Annotated in this window: 14 protein-coding genes; 3 read left to right on the top strand and 11 right to left on the bottom strand. The window is 61.0% G+C overall.

The features are described from left to right. Positions 1-170: 170 nt before the first annotated feature. From puuE to B3873_RS12615, 5 genes are all read right to left on the bottom strand, one after another. Complete coding sequence (gene puuE / locus B3873_RS12635; RefSeq protein ID WP_286866453.1) at positions 171-1,103, bottom strand: allantoinase PuuE; 933 nt, start codon at positions 1,101-1,103, stop codon at positions 171-173. A gap of 64 nt (positions 1,104-1,167) precedes the next feature. Further along, positions 1,168-1,902, bottom strand: a complete 735-nt coding sequence (locus B3873_RS12630; RefSeq protein WP_121040599.1) for an aspartate/glutamate racemase family protein — start codon at positions 1,900-1,902, stop codon at positions 1,168-1,170. A 39-nt stretch (positions 1,903-1,941) separates the two neighbouring features. Continuing rightward, positions 1,942-3,393 carry an NCS1 family nucleobase:cation symporter-1 gene (locus B3873_RS12625; RefSeq protein ID WP_286866451.1) on the bottom strand — a complete coding sequence of 484 codons (1,452 nt, stop codon included), beginning with the start codon at positions 3,391-3,393 and terminating at the stop codon, positions 1,942-1,944. 223 nt (positions 3,394-3,616) lie between these two features. Continuing rightward, on the bottom strand, positions 3,617-4,357 hold the full coding sequence (locus B3873_RS12620; RefSeq protein WP_034334381.1) for a GntR family transcriptional regulator: 741 nt from the start codon (positions 4,355-4,357) through the stop codon (positions 3,617-3,619). A 442-nt stretch (positions 4,358-4,799) separates the two neighbouring features. Then, on the bottom strand, positions 4,800-5,858 hold the full coding sequence (locus tag B3873_RS12615; protein ID WP_039783701.1) for an adenosine deaminase: 1,059 nt from the start codon (positions 5,856-5,858) through the stop codon (positions 4,800-4,802). Positions 5,859-6,159: 301 nt separating this feature from the next. On the opposite strand from B3873_RS12615, the gene B3873_RS12610 reads away from it, so the two are divergent. Together B3873_RS12610 and B3873_RS12605 are read left to right on the top strand one after the other, a co-directional pair. Next, positions 6,160-6,705: a hypothetical protein gene (locus B3873_RS12610; protein WP_286866447.1), complete on the top strand. Its 546-nt coding sequence runs from the start codon at positions 6,160-6,162 to the stop codon at positions 6,703-6,705. 255 nt (positions 6,706-6,960) lie between these two features. After that, positions 6,961-8,745, top strand: a complete 1,785-nt coding sequence (locus B3873_RS12605; RefSeq protein WP_286866441.1) for a DUF4236 domain-containing protein — start codon at positions 6,961-6,963, stop codon at positions 8,743-8,745. A 22-nt stretch (positions 8,746-8,767) separates the two neighbouring features. Here the strand turns inward: B3873_RS12605 and B3873_RS12600 are convergent, their stop codons facing one another. The 6 genes from B3873_RS12600 to B3873_RS12575 form a co-directional block, all read right to left on the bottom strand. Continuing rightward, a complete protein-coding gene (locus B3873_RS12600; RefSeq protein WP_286866440.1) occupies positions 8,768-8,959 on the bottom strand; it encodes a hypothetical protein in 192 nt (63 codons plus the stop codon). A 172-nt stretch (positions 8,960-9,131) separates the two neighbouring features. Beyond that, complete coding sequence (locus tag B3873_RS12595; protein WP_088755038.1) at positions 9,132-9,866, bottom strand: amino acid ABC transporter ATP-binding protein; 735 nt, start codon at positions 9,864-9,866, stop codon at positions 9,132-9,134. Further along, positions 9,847-10,503: an amino acid ABC transporter permease gene (locus tag B3873_RS12590; RefSeq protein ID WP_034334373.1), complete on the bottom strand. Its 657-nt coding sequence runs from the start codon at positions 10,501-10,503 to the stop codon at positions 9,847-9,849. Before B3873_RS12590 ends, B3873_RS12595 begins: the two co-directional genes overlap by 20 nt. Next, positions 10,500-11,171, bottom strand: coding sequence for an amino acid ABC transporter permease (locus B3873_RS12585; RefSeq protein ID WP_034334375.1), 672 nt, complete (start codon positions 11,169-11,171; stop codon positions 10,500-10,502). Before B3873_RS12585 ends, B3873_RS12590 begins: the two co-directional genes overlap by 4 nt. 204 nt (positions 11,172-11,375) lie before the next feature. Then, positions 11,376-12,158 (bottom strand): transporter substrate-binding domain-containing protein, encoded by a 783-nt coding sequence (locus tag B3873_RS12580; RefSeq protein ID WP_039783710.1) that lies wholly within the window; start codon positions 12,156-12,158, stop codon positions 11,376-11,378. A gap of 58 nt (positions 12,159-12,216) precedes the next feature. Next, a complete protein-coding gene (locus tag B3873_RS12575; protein WP_034334379.1) occupies positions 12,217-12,963 on the bottom strand; it encodes a GntR family transcriptional regulator in 747 nt (248 codons plus the stop codon). A 543-nt stretch (positions 12,964-13,506) separates the two neighbouring features. On the opposite strand from B3873_RS12575, the gene B3873_RS12570 reads away from it, so the two are divergent. Beyond that, on the top strand, positions 13,507-16,193 hold a 2,687-nt coding region (locus B3873_RS12570), incomplete at its 3' end, for a bifunctional glycoside hydrolase 114/ polysaccharide deacetylase family protein (protein ID WP_286866435.1).

The raw sequence follows: 16,193 nt of genomic DNA, 5'->3' as shown, positions 1-16,193 counted from the left end.
GCCGGGCCGCCCCCGGCGCGTCCTTCCGACCGGAGAGAGATAAGAATTAAGCTAGAGCGCAGGAAAGCAATCCGTGCAGACTACCCCAAACCGTAAAACCAACACCAAAAAAAATACCGCCCAAGGAGAAAACCCAAGGGCGGCACAGAATAATTCCAAAAAAGAATAAATCAACGCTCCGAAAATGGATGCGTCTTCTTCCAGTGTTCAGCGATATCGATACGCCGGCAGATCCAGACTTTGTCGTGTGACTGCACATAATCGAGGAAGCGCTGCAGGGCACGGAACCGTCCAGGCCGTCCGAGCAATCGGCAATGCATCCCGATGGACAGCATCTTCGGAGCCTCTTCCCCTTCTTCATAAAGCACGTCGAAACTATCCTTGAGGTACTGGTAGAAGTGCTCGCTGGTATTGAACCCTTGAGGCGTAGCAAACCGCATGTCATTGGAATCCAGCGTATAAGGCACCACCAGATGCGGTGCCTTCACGCCACCGCTGGTCTCGACTTCAGTCCAGAACGGCAGATCATCCCCGTAGTAATCAGAGTCATAGGCAAAGCCCCCATGCTCCACCACCAGCTGCCGCGTATTGGGCGAATCCCGCCCCGTATACCAGCCCAGCGGCGCGCTCCCGGTGAGCTCACGGAAGATCTGCACCGCCTCCTGCATGTGCGCCCGCTCGGTCTCGATATCCATGTTCTGATAATGAATCCACTTCAAGCCATGGCAAGCAATCTCATGCCCCAGCTCCTGGAACGCCTGCGTCACCTCCGGCGAACGCTGCAAGGCCGTGGCCACGCCAAAGATCGTCATCGGCAGACCACGCTTCTCGAACTCGCGCAGGATGCGCCACACCCCCACCCGCGACCCATATTCGTAAATCGATTCCATCGACATGTGCCGCGCCGGATAAGCCGCCGCCCCTACGATCTCGGACAGGAATTGCTCCGACGCAGGATCGCCATGCAAGACGCAATTCTCGCCGCCTTCTTCATAATTCAGCACGAATTGCAAAGCCACCCGCGCCTGGCCGGGCCAGCGCGCGTGCGGCGGGTTGCGGCCGTAGCCGGCCAGGTCGCGAGGGTAAGTTTGTTGCTGTGACATAAGTTCTTCGTTTGGCTGTCAAGAAATGAAATCGCAGCGCCCAACCACAGCGCCGCAGAGAAAATCACACACGTGCAAAACCGCTGAGCAATCCATGATAAGCCTTGGGCAAAGGCCGCGCCCATTCACCACCCTTGGCCGTGCCCAACCCCAGCGCCACCAGCGACTCCGCCAGCTTGACCGCTGCGGTCACCCCATCGATCACCGGAGCACCAATGTCACGGCCAATGGCCGCACACAGGTCAGCCATGCCGGCACACCCCAGCACGATGGCCTCGGCCCCGTCTTCAGCCAGCGCACGCCGGCACTCGTCGGTAATGCGCGCCCGCGCATCGGAAGCCGGATTCTCCAGCTCCAGCACCGCAATCTCGCAGGCGCGCACGTTACGGCAAAAACGCTGCATGCCGTAACGCTCGGCCAGATGCCAGGCCATGCCGCTGGTGCGCGCCAGCGTGGTCACCACCGAGAAAGAGGGGGCGACCAGGCTGGCCATGTGCATCGCCGCTTCGGCAATCCCGATCACCGGGCCCCGCGCCAACTCGCGCGCGGCCGACAAGCCAGGGTCGCCGAAACAGGCAATCACGTAGGCGTCCACACCCTCGCGCTCGCCCTGCTCGATTTCCTGCAGCAGGCCCGGCACGGCCAGCGCCTCGTCATAGTGGCTCTCGATCGAGGCCGGCCCCATCTGCGGACTCACGCCCGTGATCTCGGTGCCGGGTGCCGCTACCTGCCGCGCGCAGGCGGTCATGGCCTCGGTCATGCTCATGGTGGTATTGGGATTGATCAGCTTGATACGCATGCTTGTTCCTTGATGCAATGAAGTCCAGGTCGGCGACGCTCAACGCTTGCGCGCGAACATCAGATAGAACACCGCGCCCAGCGCCGCACCGATGAACCAGGAGAAGTCCGCCGCTTTGCGCAGCTGCGGCAGCATCACGCAGGCCACGCACACGGCTGCGGCCAGCATCAGCGCCTTGACCGCATCACGGTTCACGCCATTGGTGTACCAGTAGCGGCCTTCAGGACGCATGGTGTAGAGATCCTCGACCTTCACCTGGCGTTGCTTGACCAGGTAGTAGTCCGACAGCAGGATGCCGTACAGCGGGCCGATGAAGCCGCCCAGCACATCCAGGGTGTAGTGGATCACTTCCGGATTGCCGAACAGATTCCAGGGTGTGATGAAGATCGAGGCGGTGGCGGCGATCATGCCACCGGCGCGCCAGCTGATGCGGCTGGGCGAGAGATTGGAAAAGTCGAAGGCAGCCGAGACGAAATTGGCCACGATGTTGATGCCGATGGTGGCCGTCAGGAAGGTCAGCGCGCCAATCACGGCAGCAGTCGTGCTGTCGATGCGCGAGACGGTCTCTACCGGATCGGTGATCAGTTCGCCAAACACGGCAATGGTGGCCGAAGTAGTCACCACCGTGACTATCGAGAAGGCCAGGAAGTTGACCGGCAGGCCCCAGAAGTTGCCACGCTTCACATCGGCGAAGGTATGGCAGTAGCGGGAGAAGTCGCCGAAGTTGAGCATCGGCCCCGAGAAGTAGGACACCACCAGCGAGATCGCCGTGATCATCACCGAGACCGCCGCCCAGCCGCTGTACTTGATCTCGCCCAGGTTCAGGCCGACATTCTGCCAGCCGGCCTTGTAGATCATCCAGCCCGCCAGGATGAACATGACCACATAGACCGCCGGACCGGCAAAGTCGATGAATTTCTTGATGGTGTCCATACCGTTCCAGAACACCAGCGCCTGCAGCACCCACAGCAGCAGGAAACCGCCCCAGCCCAGCGTGGAGAGGCCGGCGAAGGAGTGCACATGAACATCGGCATAAGGCTTCAGTTCGGGGAAGAACTTCAGCACCACCACCACGAAGGCGGCCGAGGCCAGATAGGTCTGGATGCCGTACCAGGCCACCGCGATCAGGCCGCGGATCATGGCCGGGACGTTGGCGCCCAGTACGCCGAAGGACAGGCGGCTCATCACCGGATAGGGCACGCCATGCGCCTGGCTGGGACGCGCCACCAGGTTGCACAGCAGGTAGACGATGCTGATGCCGATCAGCAGCGAGATCAGCACCTGCCAGCTGGTCAGGCCCAGGGCGAACAGGCTGCCGGCAAACACGTAGCCGCCCACGCTGTGTACGTCGGACATCCAGAAGGCAAAGATGTTGTAGGAACCCCAGGTCTGTTTCTTCAGCGGGGCAAGGTCTTCATTGGTCAGGCGCGCGTCGTCGGCGCCGGCGATATAGGCGCCGGGTGCAGCGGAGGGGGAAGCGTCGGTAGTCATGGCCGGTCTCCATCAGAGAGAAAGGTTGGGTGAAACGAATCACGCCCGGCCGCAGCCGGGCTGTTCAACGGACTTCCTGCATGCTCTTGTCGGCATGGTGGTGGTCACACGGTCGGTATTGCATTCGGCCGCGCGACGTGGCCCTGTTTGTTTCTCACTTCCTTCTTCCATCTTCCTGATCCGCCCTGGCGGGAAAATCAGGGTGTGCGCGCCGGCCCGTGGGTCACAGTCCCTTGCCGAGCACGGCACGCAGATCGAACTGATCATCCGCATCCGGCCGTACCCGGTCCTCGCACAAATGCAAGTGATGTGCCATATGCGACTGGGCAGCGGCAACATCGCCTTTTTCCAGCGCTTCCAGCACGGTCTCGTGTTCATCGAAGGAGCAGGCGTTGTGGCCCGGCGCCTCCGTCTTGGCGATCATCAGCGTGGTGCGCGAAACCAGCTTGCGCAGCGTCTCCACCAGCAGCGCATTGCCGGTCAGCTCCGCCAGCGCCAGGTGGAACTGGGCGGAAAGCCGGATCCAGCGCGGCCGGTCACCGTTCAGATAGCAATCCCGCTCTTCCTCCACCATGCGCCGCAAACCGGCGATCTGGCGCGTGCCCGCCTCGCGCCCGACCTTCTCCAGCACCGCATGTTCGAGGATGTTGCGCAACTCGAACATGTCGCGCACCTCGGCATGCGAAGGGCTGGCAATGAAGGCGCCCCGGTTGGCTTCCAGATCCACCATGCCCTCCGAAGCCAGGCGCGATAGCACCTTGCGCACCGTGTGGCGGGCCGTGTCGTAGATCTGGCACAGGGTCTGCTCGGTCAGCTTGGTACGCGGCGGCAGGCGGTGTTCCATGATCGCGTCATAGATGTCCTGGTACATCCTCTCCTCGACCGCTCCCGTGCTTTCGCGCTCGCGCGCACTGGCGCGGGCCGGGGCGGCAGGGGGGCGTGCGGTTTTGCTGGCTTTGTTCATGATGCTCATGCTCTGGCTGGAATGACTGTCTGGAAGGTCTTGCCGGTCAACAACGAGGCGCATGGATCGTCAACAATCTGAAAATGGATTTGCAACAAAACGGGGCTCATTCTGCACCAAAAAGAATGCCCTGTGACCCTCTTTGGGTCACCGCCGACGCGACTTTCGATGCTGCGACGCAGCGCCGATCGGGCAAACTTCCCTTGTGAACAATGGCGTACCGCATGCTGCATGGCGTAATCTTGATTTCAAAAATTGTTGTCAATCCGTGCCTTCGATTGCGGCAAAAATGAGTGGTCAATGGTGCCGGTGGCGCGCTGCAAAAGACGGGCCGGACCGTCGCCAATCCCCTGTAACTCCTATGCAAGAAGCGTGCTTGACCGCAAGGGATATGAAAACGCCCGGCACATGGCCGGGCGCGGTGTTGCAAGCTGCGGCAGGTTTAGTGGCTGGCGGCGTACTGTTCCAGCTCCTGATGCAGGGTGGCCTTGTCTTCGTCGGACAGGAAGCAGGCGTCGATGCCATTGCGTGCCAGCTGCAGCACCTGCTCGCGCGACAGGTTCAGCGAGCGGGCCACGGCGTGGTAGTTGGCGTTCATGTAGCCGCCGAAGTAGGCCGGGTCGTCGGAGTTGACGGTCACGGCCAGGCCGGCATCGAGCAGGCGCGCCAGGTTGTGTTCGGCCATGTCCTTGACCACGCACAGCTTCAGGTTCGACAGCGGGCACACCGTCAGCGGGGTGCGCTGTTGCGCCAGGCGCTGCATCAGGGCCGGGTCTTCTTCGCTGCGCACGCCGTGGTCAATGCGTTCGACGTGCAGCACGTCCAGCGCGCCGATCACGTAGGCGGCCGGGCCTTCTTCGCCGGCGTGCGCCACCAGGCGGAAGCCCAGTTCGCGGCAGCGCGCGTAGACGCGTTCGAACTTCTCCGGCGGATTGCCGCGTTCGGAGGAATCCAGGCCGATGCCCAGCCACAGGTCGGCGTACTGCTCGCGCAGCGGCAGTGCCGCTTCCAGCGTGGCGAAGGCATCTTCTTCGGAAAGATGGCGCAGGAAGGACATGATCATCACGCTGCCAAAGCCATCGCGACGGCGCGCATCGCGCAGGGCGGCGGCGATGCCGGCGAACACGGTAGCGATCGGAATGCCGCGCTCGGTGTGGGTTTGCGGATCGAAGAAGATCTCGGCATGGCGCACGTTGTCGGCTTGCGCGCGGGCAATGTAGGCGGCGGTCATGTCGTAGAAGTCCTGCTCGGTGCGCAGCACGTTGGCGCCGGCGTAGTAGAGATCGAGGAAGGACTGCAGGTCGCTGAAGTTGTAGGCCGCGCGCAGGTCCTCGACCGAAGCGTAGGGCAGGGCGACGTTGTTGCGCTGGGCCAGGGCGAACATCAGCTCGGGTTCCAGCGTGCCTTCGATGTGCAGGTGCAGTTCGGTTTTCGGCAGGCCGGCGATGAAACCGTCCAGCGCGGCGCCGGTAGCGGAGGAAGAAATGACAGCTGAGCTCATGGAAACGACCCTTCAAAAATGGCAGAAACAGGGAAGGTGGGCGCGGGAACAGACCCGCGAGCGCCGCGCGACACCTCGCCGCGCCAGCATAGCCGCCTTCCGGACCCCGCATTATCACGCAAATCGCAACCCTGGCTCCACAAAGGTAAAAGCCGGTATGCCGCTGAACCAAAGAGGCTGCGTGAGTTCTGAGCAGCAGTGCTGCGGCCTCTCGCCGGGCGGGACTTTGGCAGGGATGCAACTAAATCTCGCCAGCATCGGGCAAGCCATGTTTAAATGCTAAGCTTCTTGGGGGAAACGAATGCGCAAGTCGATCAGGGAAAGCATGCAGTGGATCGTGGGTGGCACCGTACTGGTGGCCATGTCGGGGTGTTCCATGATGCCGTGGACCGAAGCCGAGGACCCGACGGTGGTACCGTACAAGACGGTCCTGAGCGGTTCCTACCAGGGTTTCCTGAAGAATTGGGATGAGCAGCGCCAGCCGGTTTTCTGTGCCCTGATCCGCAGCCGCGCCGACTGGGACCGCTGGATGCAGCCGGCCCCGGTGATGAACGACAAGCGTCCCTTCGGTCCTTCGGCCGATCATTTTGAACGCAAGCAATATCTGGTGGTGGCGCGCAGCATGAGCGCCCCGGATGCGGCGGAACGTCCCCATGTCTTCACGCCCTTGTCGCTGCGTCTGCGCGATGGCACCTTGCGTCTGAACTATCTCTATCGCGCACCGGCTTCCGGCGCTTCGTATCGCATCAAGGATTACCTGATGGTGGCCATTCCCAAGGAACGGTTCACGACGGGGCCGGTGGTGTTTTATGAGAATGACCGGAAGGTTTGTGAAGTCGACCGGTAATCCATTCAGGCCCCTTCTCTGATATTTGATCCGGTTTTTCCTGCAGACCTCCCATCCTGCTGATGACGTTGAAGTCACACTTCTGCGCACTTGATTCACATCCTCTTTCTGTTTTGATGCCCGCCGGCAAGTTGTATTGCCGCGCGGAATACGCTGCTGGTTGAATTGGCGACAAGCTTAGGTCAAGCTCCTGGATCGCGTTAAGATTGAAAAGTTACGCCCCAAAGCGTAATCAGCCAGCAAACGAGGAGAGGTTTGCTGCGCTTGCCGCTTGAGTCAGTCTACGTATCAGAAAAATATCTGCGTTCATTCAGGGGAATCGACATGGGATGGGGTTTTAGAAAAAGCATCAAGATTGCACCGGGCATTCGAGTTAATCTAAGCAAGAAAGGGGTGAGCACGTCATTTGGCGGCAAAGGCTTTACCTACAACACGCGCGGAAGAGTGACCGCCAGCATCCCAGGCACTGGAATACGCTTCAGCCAAAATCTCAACCGCAGGAGCGATGGGCGCCAAGATGTCCGGCTGAAGGGCACTACCCACCTCGGTAACGAAGGAGAAGAGCGCTTATCCAAACGTGAGCAGGCAACACGCGACTTCGTCCACCTCCTGCAAGATCGCTTGGCAGAGGCCTTGCGGCAATACTTTCTCTCGCACGGTGTGTATGTCGAGTCTGATGATCTGGCCGAAGCTGCGACCTTGGATGAGCATCAGCAGTTCTTCAACGACATTGGTCCCAAGTTAGAGACAACGACTCGTGCCATCCGGCTCGTGGTCGATATTGGTACGATATCTCTAGCAGAAAAAGAAAAGGCTATGGGTGCGCTTTACGAAATTGAAGCCCAGTGTAAGGCCCGTGCAGGAGAGCATCATGGCCTCGATGAGGCTGCCGATTCCCTCCATAGCGCCATCCTGAAGTGGCCGGAATCTCCCACCTATTTTTGGTCTTTTCTTTTCTGCCTCACGGGAGCTATTGTCATTGGAAGCTCGACGGCGGTTGCATTCGCAATACTCATGGTTGTGGCGCTTTACGCGGGACTGCGACAGCGTTCGTTCGAGAAGAACCGAATGTCGGCGCAACAGGCACTCGAGAGCGCTGAACAACAATTTTCTGCGTTGGTAGTGGCAGTTGTCAGCCCGAAGCCCGAGTTCGCGGTTCCGCCCGACCGAACCCGTCCACGTTTGATGATACTTGGGGCGATCGTGGTGTTGATTGCGGGGTATCAGCTTTCAACGCAGAGCGTTGGCGACAACGGAGTAGCGTCAACAGGCTCTACCGCTGTTGATCCAGTCAGTACGTCGGCTTCGAGTAAGAAGGCGGAAAAGTCACCCGTGGCGACGAAGAGCACTCCCGGCGATCGCGCTGTTGAACAGAAAACAGGTTTCAGTTGGATTCAGGGAATGTCGCCTTCGGAGGCCGTCAAAGATCCACGCTTCAAATCTGCTTTCAATGCAGTCTCTGCGAGTGACTGGAAGAAAATTGTGGAGCGTTTGGATGTCAGCGACGTGGCAGGGATTCAGTTCAAGAATGGTTTTTATCTGGCACAGGGCTGCAAGGAGCACGCTTGCGATTCTGATTCTGCCGCTTTTGCGATCAAGCGCGATACGGGAAAAGGCGTGATCGCATATCGTGACTCTGGTGATTCCGGAGCCGTAAAGGCCAGTATTCGCAGCTTCGCCTGGCCAGATCTGATATTGGCCGCTACGCCTCTGAAGCCATGGTGGAACGCCCAGATGGCGGCAACGAAGAACGCTTATGTTCCCGCTCCGGAGAGTACGACGTCACAAAAGACCAGTTTTGATTGTTCCAAAGCGCGCTCGACTGCCGAGAAGCTGATTTGTCAGGATCCTGAGTTGGCGCAACATGACCGGGAATTAGCCGAAATCTTTGGCAAGGCAAAGCAGATGACCAGTGATCCAAACGCATTGAGAGAGCATGCCCGTCAAGCCTGGAATTATCGTGAGACTACCTGCAAGGATAGAGAATGTCTTATGCGTTGGTACGTCGACGAAAAAATCGCCCTCCGCGAATTTCAGTGACGCTGTGTCGGCTGTCTTCTTCTCATGTCGAAGCTTCAGTTTCTGCATGGTCTGACTTGAGAAATGCATCATGTAGCGGCTTCTCAAATACCGCTATAGAGGCGACTAGTGCATCAAGACGGGCACCATCTAGTGTGTTTCTTTCGGCACGCATCAATGTCGTGATTTCATCGAGTGCAGCAAGGTAAGAGAATTCACTTGTGATGATGAGCATGGGAATCTGACGCTCCAGATATTTGTGAGATTCTAACTTTACTCAGTCAACGTGATGTGCGAAACGTCAGCGAAGGCAATTGCTTTTTTGAAAAATAAAACCTCCCCAGGCCCGGAAATTCTTCCAGATCTGGGGTTGTGATCCCGCTACAGCAACTTGTGCAGAGTCCGCTTCAAGCCCCCTGCGTCATCCCGATGAACTGCTGCAATTCCGGCGTCTTCGGATTGCCGAACAATTCCTCCGGCGGTCCGATCTCATGCACCTTGCCCTGGTGCATGAACACCAGCCGGTTGCAGACCTCGCGCGCAAAGCGCATCTCGTGCGTCACCATCAGCAGGGTCATGCCTTCCTTGGCCAGGCCGCGCATGACGGTCAGCACTTCGTTGACCAGTTCAGGATCCAGCGCCGAGGTGATCTCGTCGCACAGCAGCGCCTGCGGATTCATCGACAGCGCGCGCGCAATCGCCACGCGCTGCTGCTGGCCGCCGGAGAGTTGGTCCGGAAATGCATCAAACTTGTGACCCAGCCCGACCTTCTCCAGATTGGCCTTGGCGGTAGCCATCGCTTCGGCTTCGCTCGTGCCCTTGACGATCATCGGCGCAATCATCACGTTGCGGCCCACCGAGAGATGCGGGAACAGGTTGAACTGCTGGAAGATCATGCCGACCTTCAGCCGCAGGTTGCGCAGCTCCAGTTCGCTCGCCCCCAGCTTGGCACCGGCCACGCTGATGTTGCCTTCGTCGATGCTCTCCAGGCCGTTGATACAGCGCAGCAGCGTCGACTTGCCCGAACCGCTCTTGCCGATGATGGCGATCACTTCACCGGGCTCGACGTCCAGGCTGATGCCCTTGAGGACTTCGTTGTCGCCGAAGCGTTTCTTGACGTTGTCAATGGCGATGAGCGGCATTGTATTTCCTTTCTAAAGACTGGCTGTACTTGGACAGCGGCCAGCAAAGCACGAAGTAGAAGGCACCCACGATGGCAAACACCGTGAAGGGGCGGAAGGTGGCATTGGTGATGACGGTGCCGGCCTTGGACAATTCGATGAAGCCGATGATGGAGGTCACCGCCGTCGACTTGATGATCTGCACGCCAAATCCCACCGTCGGTGCAATCGCGATCCGGAAAGCCTGCGGCAGCACGATGTAGCGCATCTGCTGGAAGTAGCCCATGGCCAGCACCGATGAGGCTTCCCACTGCCCCTTGGGAATGGCTTCCACGCAGCCGCGCCAGATCTCGGCGAGATACGACGCGCTCCAGCACATCAGCGCCAGTCCCGCCGCCAGCCAGGCCGGCACTTCGATGCCGAACAGCGCAATGCCGAAGAAGACCAGGAACAACTGCATCAGCAGCGGCGTGCCCTGGAACAGTTCGATGTAGAGCCGTGCGACTTGTCGCAGCCAGTTCTGGCGCGAGGTGCGCATGAACAGGATGATCAGGCCCAGTGCGCCGCCGAGCACGAAGGTGACCAGCGACAGGACAATGGTCCAGCGCCACGCCAGCATCAGGTTGCGGACGATGTCCCAGGTGGTGAACGTGATCATGCGGTCCTCCGGGCAGTGATGAAGTGGTTGCCGATCAGGCGCAGCAACTGGCGCAGCAGGATGGCCAGCACCAGGTAGATGGCGGTGGCGACGATGTAGGCTTCGAAGGCGCGGAAGTTGCGCCCCTGGATGTAGTTGGCCGCGAAGGACAATTCTTCCACCGCGATCTGCGAACACACCGCCGAGCCCAGCATGACGATGACCACCTGCGAAGACAACGCCGGCCAGATCTTTTGCAGCGCGGGACGCAGGATGATGTGGCGGAAGATCTGCCCGCGCGACATCGACAGCGATTGCGCCGCCTCGATCTGCCCGCGTGGAATCGCTTGTACGCCGGCGCGGATGATCTCGGTGCTGTAGGCCCCCAGGTTGATCACCATGGCCAGGATGGCAGCGGTGATTTCACTGATGTGGATGTTCAGCGAAGGCAGGCCGAAGAAGATGAAGAACAGCTGCACCAGGAAGGGCGTGTTGCGGATGATCTCCACATAGCCGCTGACAATGGGTTTGAGCCAGCCCGGCCCCTGCGTGCGTGCCCAGGCACCGAAGATGCCCACGGCCACGCCCAGCACGCCGCCGATGGCGATGAGCTCGGCGGTGGTCGCCACACCCTTGACGATGACGTCGGTGTAGTCGAGCGTGGAAAGAAAATCGAATTGATAAGCCATGATGTCGTGTCTGCCCTGCCTCGAAAATGCTGCGTTTGCCGGGTTGTCCGCCTGCCTGCTGCCGGGGTAAAACTGGTTTGCTGCTGTACTGCTGCTGTATTGGTGCTCTCGGGCGACCGTACTGCCGTCGCCTTGCTACTGTACTGGTGGATTCCCGCAACTGTCATGCCGCACACCACGAAGGTGTGCGGTCACTCCAGCAAATTACAGGCCAGCCGGCAGCGGCAGGCCCAGCCACTTCTGGGAGATGGCGTTGAGGCTGCCGTCCTTCTTGGCATCGGCCAGGATGGCATCAACCTTGTCCTGCAGCTTCTTCTCACCCTTGTTCAGGCCGATGAAGCAAGGCGAATCCTTGATCAGGAACTTGGTCTCGGGCTTCTTGGGCGGGTTCTTGGCGATGATGGCGGCGGCCACCACGTTGCCGGTCGCCACCAGCTGCACCTGGCCGGAGAGGAAGGAGCTGATGGTGCTGTTGTTGTCTTCGTAGCGCTTCACGGTAGCCGAGGCCGGCACGATCTTGGTCAGTTCCAGGTCTTCCACCGAGCCACGGGTGACGGCAATGGTCTTGCCGGCCAGGTCGGCGGCGCTCTTGACCGGCAGGTCGGCGGGGCCGAACACGCCATTGAAGAAGGGCGCATAGGCAGCGCTGAAGTCGATCACCTTCTCACGCTCGGCGTTCTTGCCCATGCTGGAGATGACCAGGTCGACTTTCTTCGTGGTCAGGTAGGGAATGCGGTTGGCGCTGGAGACCGGGATCAGTTCGACCTTCACGCCCATCTTCTTGGCGATCAGGTTGGCCACGTCGATGTCGAAGCCCAGCGGCTTGAGGTCGCTGTCGACCGAGCCGAACGGCGGGAAATCGGCCGGCACCGCCACGCGCAGCGTGCCGTGCTTCTGGATATCGTCCAGGGCGTCGGCGCGGGCAGCCGAAGCGGAGAACATCATGGCGCCGGCCATCAGGCCGAGCAGGAGTTTGGTCAGTTTCATAGCAGTTTCCCTTGGGTTGACGTCATTGACTACGTTGATGAGTGGCCTGTTGTGCAGCTCAAGGCCGTTTGCTTTCCTGGCGCGGCAGTCCGGTCTCGCCCGCAGCCCCCTGCCGCGACACCGATGCCAGCGCCTGCCGCAGCGGTTCCAGCGGATCGCTGCTGCGCACCTGGGTGAGCCCTGATTCCACATGCTGCAGGTGGTCCTGCATCAGTTGCTCTGCCCGTTCCAGATCGCCGCGTTCCAGCGCTTCGACGATCAATACATGTTCCGAACACGAATCCTCAGCCTGCTCCGACGACTGGTGCAGCATGGCCGTCAGGGTGGTGCGCGCGGTCAGGTCGCGCAGCGTTTCCGACAGCAGCGAGTTGCCCAGGCATTCGCACAGGCAGACATGGAAGTCCCCCAGCAGATAGCTGCGCGCCCCCACATCGGCCCCGGCGATGGCCGCCTCTTCGCGTGCGATGTGATCGCGCAGCTGGCCGATGGCCTGCGCGCTGATCGGCCGCACCCGCGCCTGGCGCAACAGTCCCAGTTCGATCACGCGGCGTGCCTCGAAGGCTTCGCGCGCCTGTTCAGCAGTCGGCTCGATGACGAACCAGCCGCGCCGGGCACTGACGGTGACGATGCCACGCGCCATGAGCCGGGTCAGCGCTTCGCGCACCTGGGTACGCGAGACGCCGAACAGGTCGGCCAGCTGCTGCTCGCCCAAGCGCGTCCCCGGTGCCAGTTGCTTGGCGAGGATGGCCTCGGTGATGCGGACCGCAATCTGCGACGACGACTTGGCGGAAGGATCGGTGTTCATATCCCCTCATCAGCAAGTTGTGTGCCACGCTGATATACAAGATTGGCATACAACAAGCCGCGACGATTATTGGCGGCCAGACGCCGGTGTGGCAAGGGTTTGCGCGGGATGTCGCAACGCGGTCACGTTGGCGGGAGGGCGGGTGATGCGGCGCAAAATGGGCGAAATGAAGGAGTGTGCGCAGGGCTTGCCTGCTTTTGGTGCGCTTGAGCCCGCCACACGCTGGTTTGGACTGCCCTGCTTTTGTGCGCCGCATCGTCGAATATGAATGCATTGGCCATTTCAGGCAGCGGATTATCTTGGATGGGCGTCAAAATATTCACATCAAGAGACATCGAAATTCCCTTCAAGTAATAAACTTGCAGTTGAATCTAGTTAGAATCTGATACAAATTGCTAACAAGCACACAGGGAAAATCCGGCAAATTTAACAAGAACAAGGATGGAAGCTCATCCATGTCAGGATTTTCCGGATTTCCGCAATGCCGCAGCCGTGGTTTCATACGGCCTGCCAAATTGATAACAAATCCATCAGGGAGAGCCCGTGCCGCGCTCTGCAGCAAGCCAAGCCATACAACAAACAGCCGGCCGGACCTGGCGCGCCTTGCGGGCGCTGGCCTGGACCCTGGCCGCCAGCGCGGCGGCGCTGGTGACCGGTGCAGCGCCGGCCCAGAACCCGGCGGCGGCCACGGCGGCCGCGCCCACCTCGATCGCCTTCTATTACGGCCCCAATCCCCCGCTGGCTGACCTGCAGGCCTTTGACGTGGCCGTGGTGGAACCGGCCTTCGTGCGCGACCCGGCCGCACGCACGCGCAGTGCGGCCAACGGGGCGCACCAGCTGTTTGCCTATGTCTCGCTGGGCGAGGTCCAGCCTTCGCGGCCTTACTACAAGCAGATGCCGCCCGGCCTGCTCAAGGGCGACAACGCCGCCTGGGGCAGCCGCGTGATCGACCAGACCGCGCCCGGCTGGCGCGACTTCTTCCTCGACAAGATCGTGGCCCCCTTGTGGGCACAGGGCTGGCGTGGATTCTTCCTCGACACCCTGGATTCCTACCAGCTGTTCGCCAAGACCGATGCCGAGCGCGCCGCCCAGACCCAGGCCATGATCGCCACCCTGCACGAATTCAAGCGCCGCTATCCGGAGGCCAAGCTGATTCTCAATCGCGGCTTCGAACTGTTCCCCGACGTGGCTCCGCTGACGTATGCGGTGGCTGCCGAATCGCTCTATCGCGGCTACGACGCCGGCCGCCGCAGCTATGGCGCCGTCACCGACAATGACCGCGCCTGGCTCTCCGGCCAGCTGCGCACCATCCGCGACCGCTATCGCCTGCCGGCCATCGCCATCGATTACGTCGACCCGTTCCAGCCCGGCGCCCGCGCCCTGGCGCGCGAGACGGCCAAAAAGATCAGCGCCGACGGCTTCCTGCCCTGGGTGGCCGATGGCACGCTGATGTCCATGGGCGTGTCCAGTGTCGAACTGGTGCCGCGCAATGTGCTGGTGCTGCTCGATGTGGCCCAGGGCGATGACCTGCATACCACCGAGGCACAACGCTTCCTGGGCATCCAGCTGAATCACCTCGGCTTGCGTTACGAATTCCGTGAAGTCGGCCGCGAGGGCCTGCCCACCGAGCCGCTGGCCGGACGCTATGCGGGCGTGGTGACCTGGTTCCGCAGCGGTACCGATCACCAGCGCCTGGGGCCGTGGATCGGGCAGCGCATCAAGGAAGGCGTGCCGGTGGCCATCTTCAATGCCTTCGGTTTCCAGATGACCAAACTCAGCGCCGGCATGCTGGGGCTGACCAGTTTTTCCGCCCCTGCGCCGGAACAGCTGGAGGTCACGCAAGCCGATTCCGAACTGATGGGTTTTGAGACCAAGCCGCGCGTGGACCGCACGCAGCTGGAGCTGGTGCGCCTGACCGATCCTGCCGCCAAGTCGCTGCTGCGCATGAAGGATGGCCGCAACAACATCTACGATGCCGCCGCCATCATGCCCTGGGGTGGTTTCGCCCTGGCCCCGTTCGCCACCACCACGCTGCAGGTGATGGACCCGCCGCGCTGGGTGCTGCAGCCCATGCTGTTCCTCAAGCGCGCGCTGCGCCTGCCCGCCATTCCGGTGCCGGACGTGACCACCGAGGGTGGCCGGCGCATCCAGACCAGCCACCTCGATGGCGATGGGTTTCCTTCCAAGGCCGAGTATCCGGGCTCGCCCTTTGCGGTCGAAGTGCTGCAGCGGGAGATCTGGGACCGTTACCGCTTTCCCGTGACGGTCTCGGTGGTGGAGGGCGAGCTGAGCCCGCAGGGCGTCTATCCGCAGCTCTCCGCGCAGACCACGGCGCTGGCGCGCAAGATGTTCACGTTGCCTTATGTCGAGCCGGCCAGCCATTCCTTCTCGCATCCCTTCAACTGGGCCGATGCGATGTATGACACCCGCACCGCCGACATCAACCAGATGGATGGCGATGCCTCGCGCACGCTGGACATCCCCAACTACAAATTCAACCTGCAGCGCGAGATCAAGGGGTCGATGGACTACATCAACAAGACCCTGCTGCCGCCCGGCAAGAAGGCTGAAGTCTTCCTCTGGACCGGCAACTGCGTGCCGCCGCCCGAGGCCATCGCCCAGACCTATCTGGACGGTTTCCTCAACATGAACGGCGGCGACACCATGATCACCAGGAGCCGCAACACCTGGACCGACATCGCCGCGCAAGGTGTGCGCAAGCAGGGCTGGTACCAGGTCTTCGCGCCCAACCAGGACGAGAACGTCTACACCGGCAACTGGACCGGTCCCTTCTACGGTTTCGAGCGCGCCATTGAAAGCTATGAACTGACCGGCGAGCCGGTCCGCTTCAAGGCGGTGGACATCTACTACCACTTCTATGCCGGCACCAAGCCCGCCTCGGTGGCGGCCCTGCACAAGATCCACCGCTGGGCGGAGGCGCAGCCGTTCACGCGGCTGTACGTCTCGCAGTACATCCGCAAGGTCATCGATTTCGAAAACACCAGCATCGCCCGCACCGCCGATGGCACGCTGGTGTATCGCACCGGCGAGTATCTGCGCACGCTGCGCATCCCGGCCGATGCGCCTGACGTGGATTTGTCACAGCCCGGCATCGCCGGGATCGCGCCGGGCCCGAGTGGCCGTTACCTGATCACGTCGGCCGGCGAAGTGCGCATCCGCCAGCGCAGCAGCAGCGAGCAATCCGATGCGTCGCCGGTCTTGCCCATGCT

The sequence above is a fragment of the Herbaspirillum sp. UBA812 genome (genome assembly GCF_002296545.1).
Lineage (GTDB): Bacteria > Pseudomonadota > Gammaproteobacteria > Burkholderiales > Burkholderiaceae_D > Herbaspirillum > Herbaspirillum huttiense.
Note: the sequence above shows the minus strand (reverse complement) of the source record. Positions and strands in the feature narration are given on the sequence as shown.

Coding starts and splice junctions, on each gene's coding strand:
- B3873_RS12610 (WP_286866447.1), top strand. CDS start 6,160: ATGCGCAAGTCGATCAGGGAAAGCATGCAGTGGATCGTGGGTGGCACC.
- B3873_RS12585 (WP_034334375.1), bottom strand. CDS start 11,171: ATGGCTTATCAATTCGATTTTCTTTCCACGCTCGACTACACCGACGTC.
- B3873_RS12590 (WP_034334373.1), bottom strand. CDS start 10,503: ATGATCACGTTCACCACCTGGGACATCGTCCGCAACCTGATGCTGGCG.
- B3873_RS12625 (WP_286866451.1), bottom strand. CDS start 3,393: ATGACTACCGACGCTTCCCCCTCCGCTGCACCCGGCGCCTATATCGCC.
- B3873_RS12615 (WP_039783701.1), bottom strand. CDS start 5,858: ATGAGCTCAGCTGTCATTTCTTCCTCCGCTACCGGCGCCGCGCTGGAC.
- B3873_RS12575 (WP_034334379.1), bottom strand. CDS start 12,963: ATGAACACCGATCCTTCCGCCAAGTCGTCGTCGCAGATTGCGGTCCGC.
- puuE (WP_286866453.1), bottom strand. CDS start 1,103: ATGTCACAGCAACAAACTTACCCTCGCGACCTGGCCGGCTACGGCCGC.
- B3873_RS12600 (WP_286866440.1), bottom strand. CDS start 8,959: ATGCTCATCATCACAAGTGAATTCTCTTACCTTGCTGCACTCGATGAA.
- B3873_RS12595 (WP_088755038.1), bottom strand. CDS start 9,866: ATGCCGCTCATCGCCATTGACAACGTCAAGAAACGCTTCGGCGACAAC.
- B3873_RS12630 (WP_121040599.1), bottom strand. CDS start 1,902: ATGCGTATCAAGCTGATCAATCCCAATACCACCATGAGCATGACCGAG.
- B3873_RS12580 (WP_039783710.1), bottom strand. CDS start 12,158: ATGAAACTGACCAAACTCCTGCTCGGCCTGATGGCCGGCGCCATGATG.
- B3873_RS12620 (WP_034334381.1), bottom strand. CDS start 4,357: ATGAACAAAGCCAGCAAAACCGCACGCCCCCCTGCCGCCCCGGCCCGC.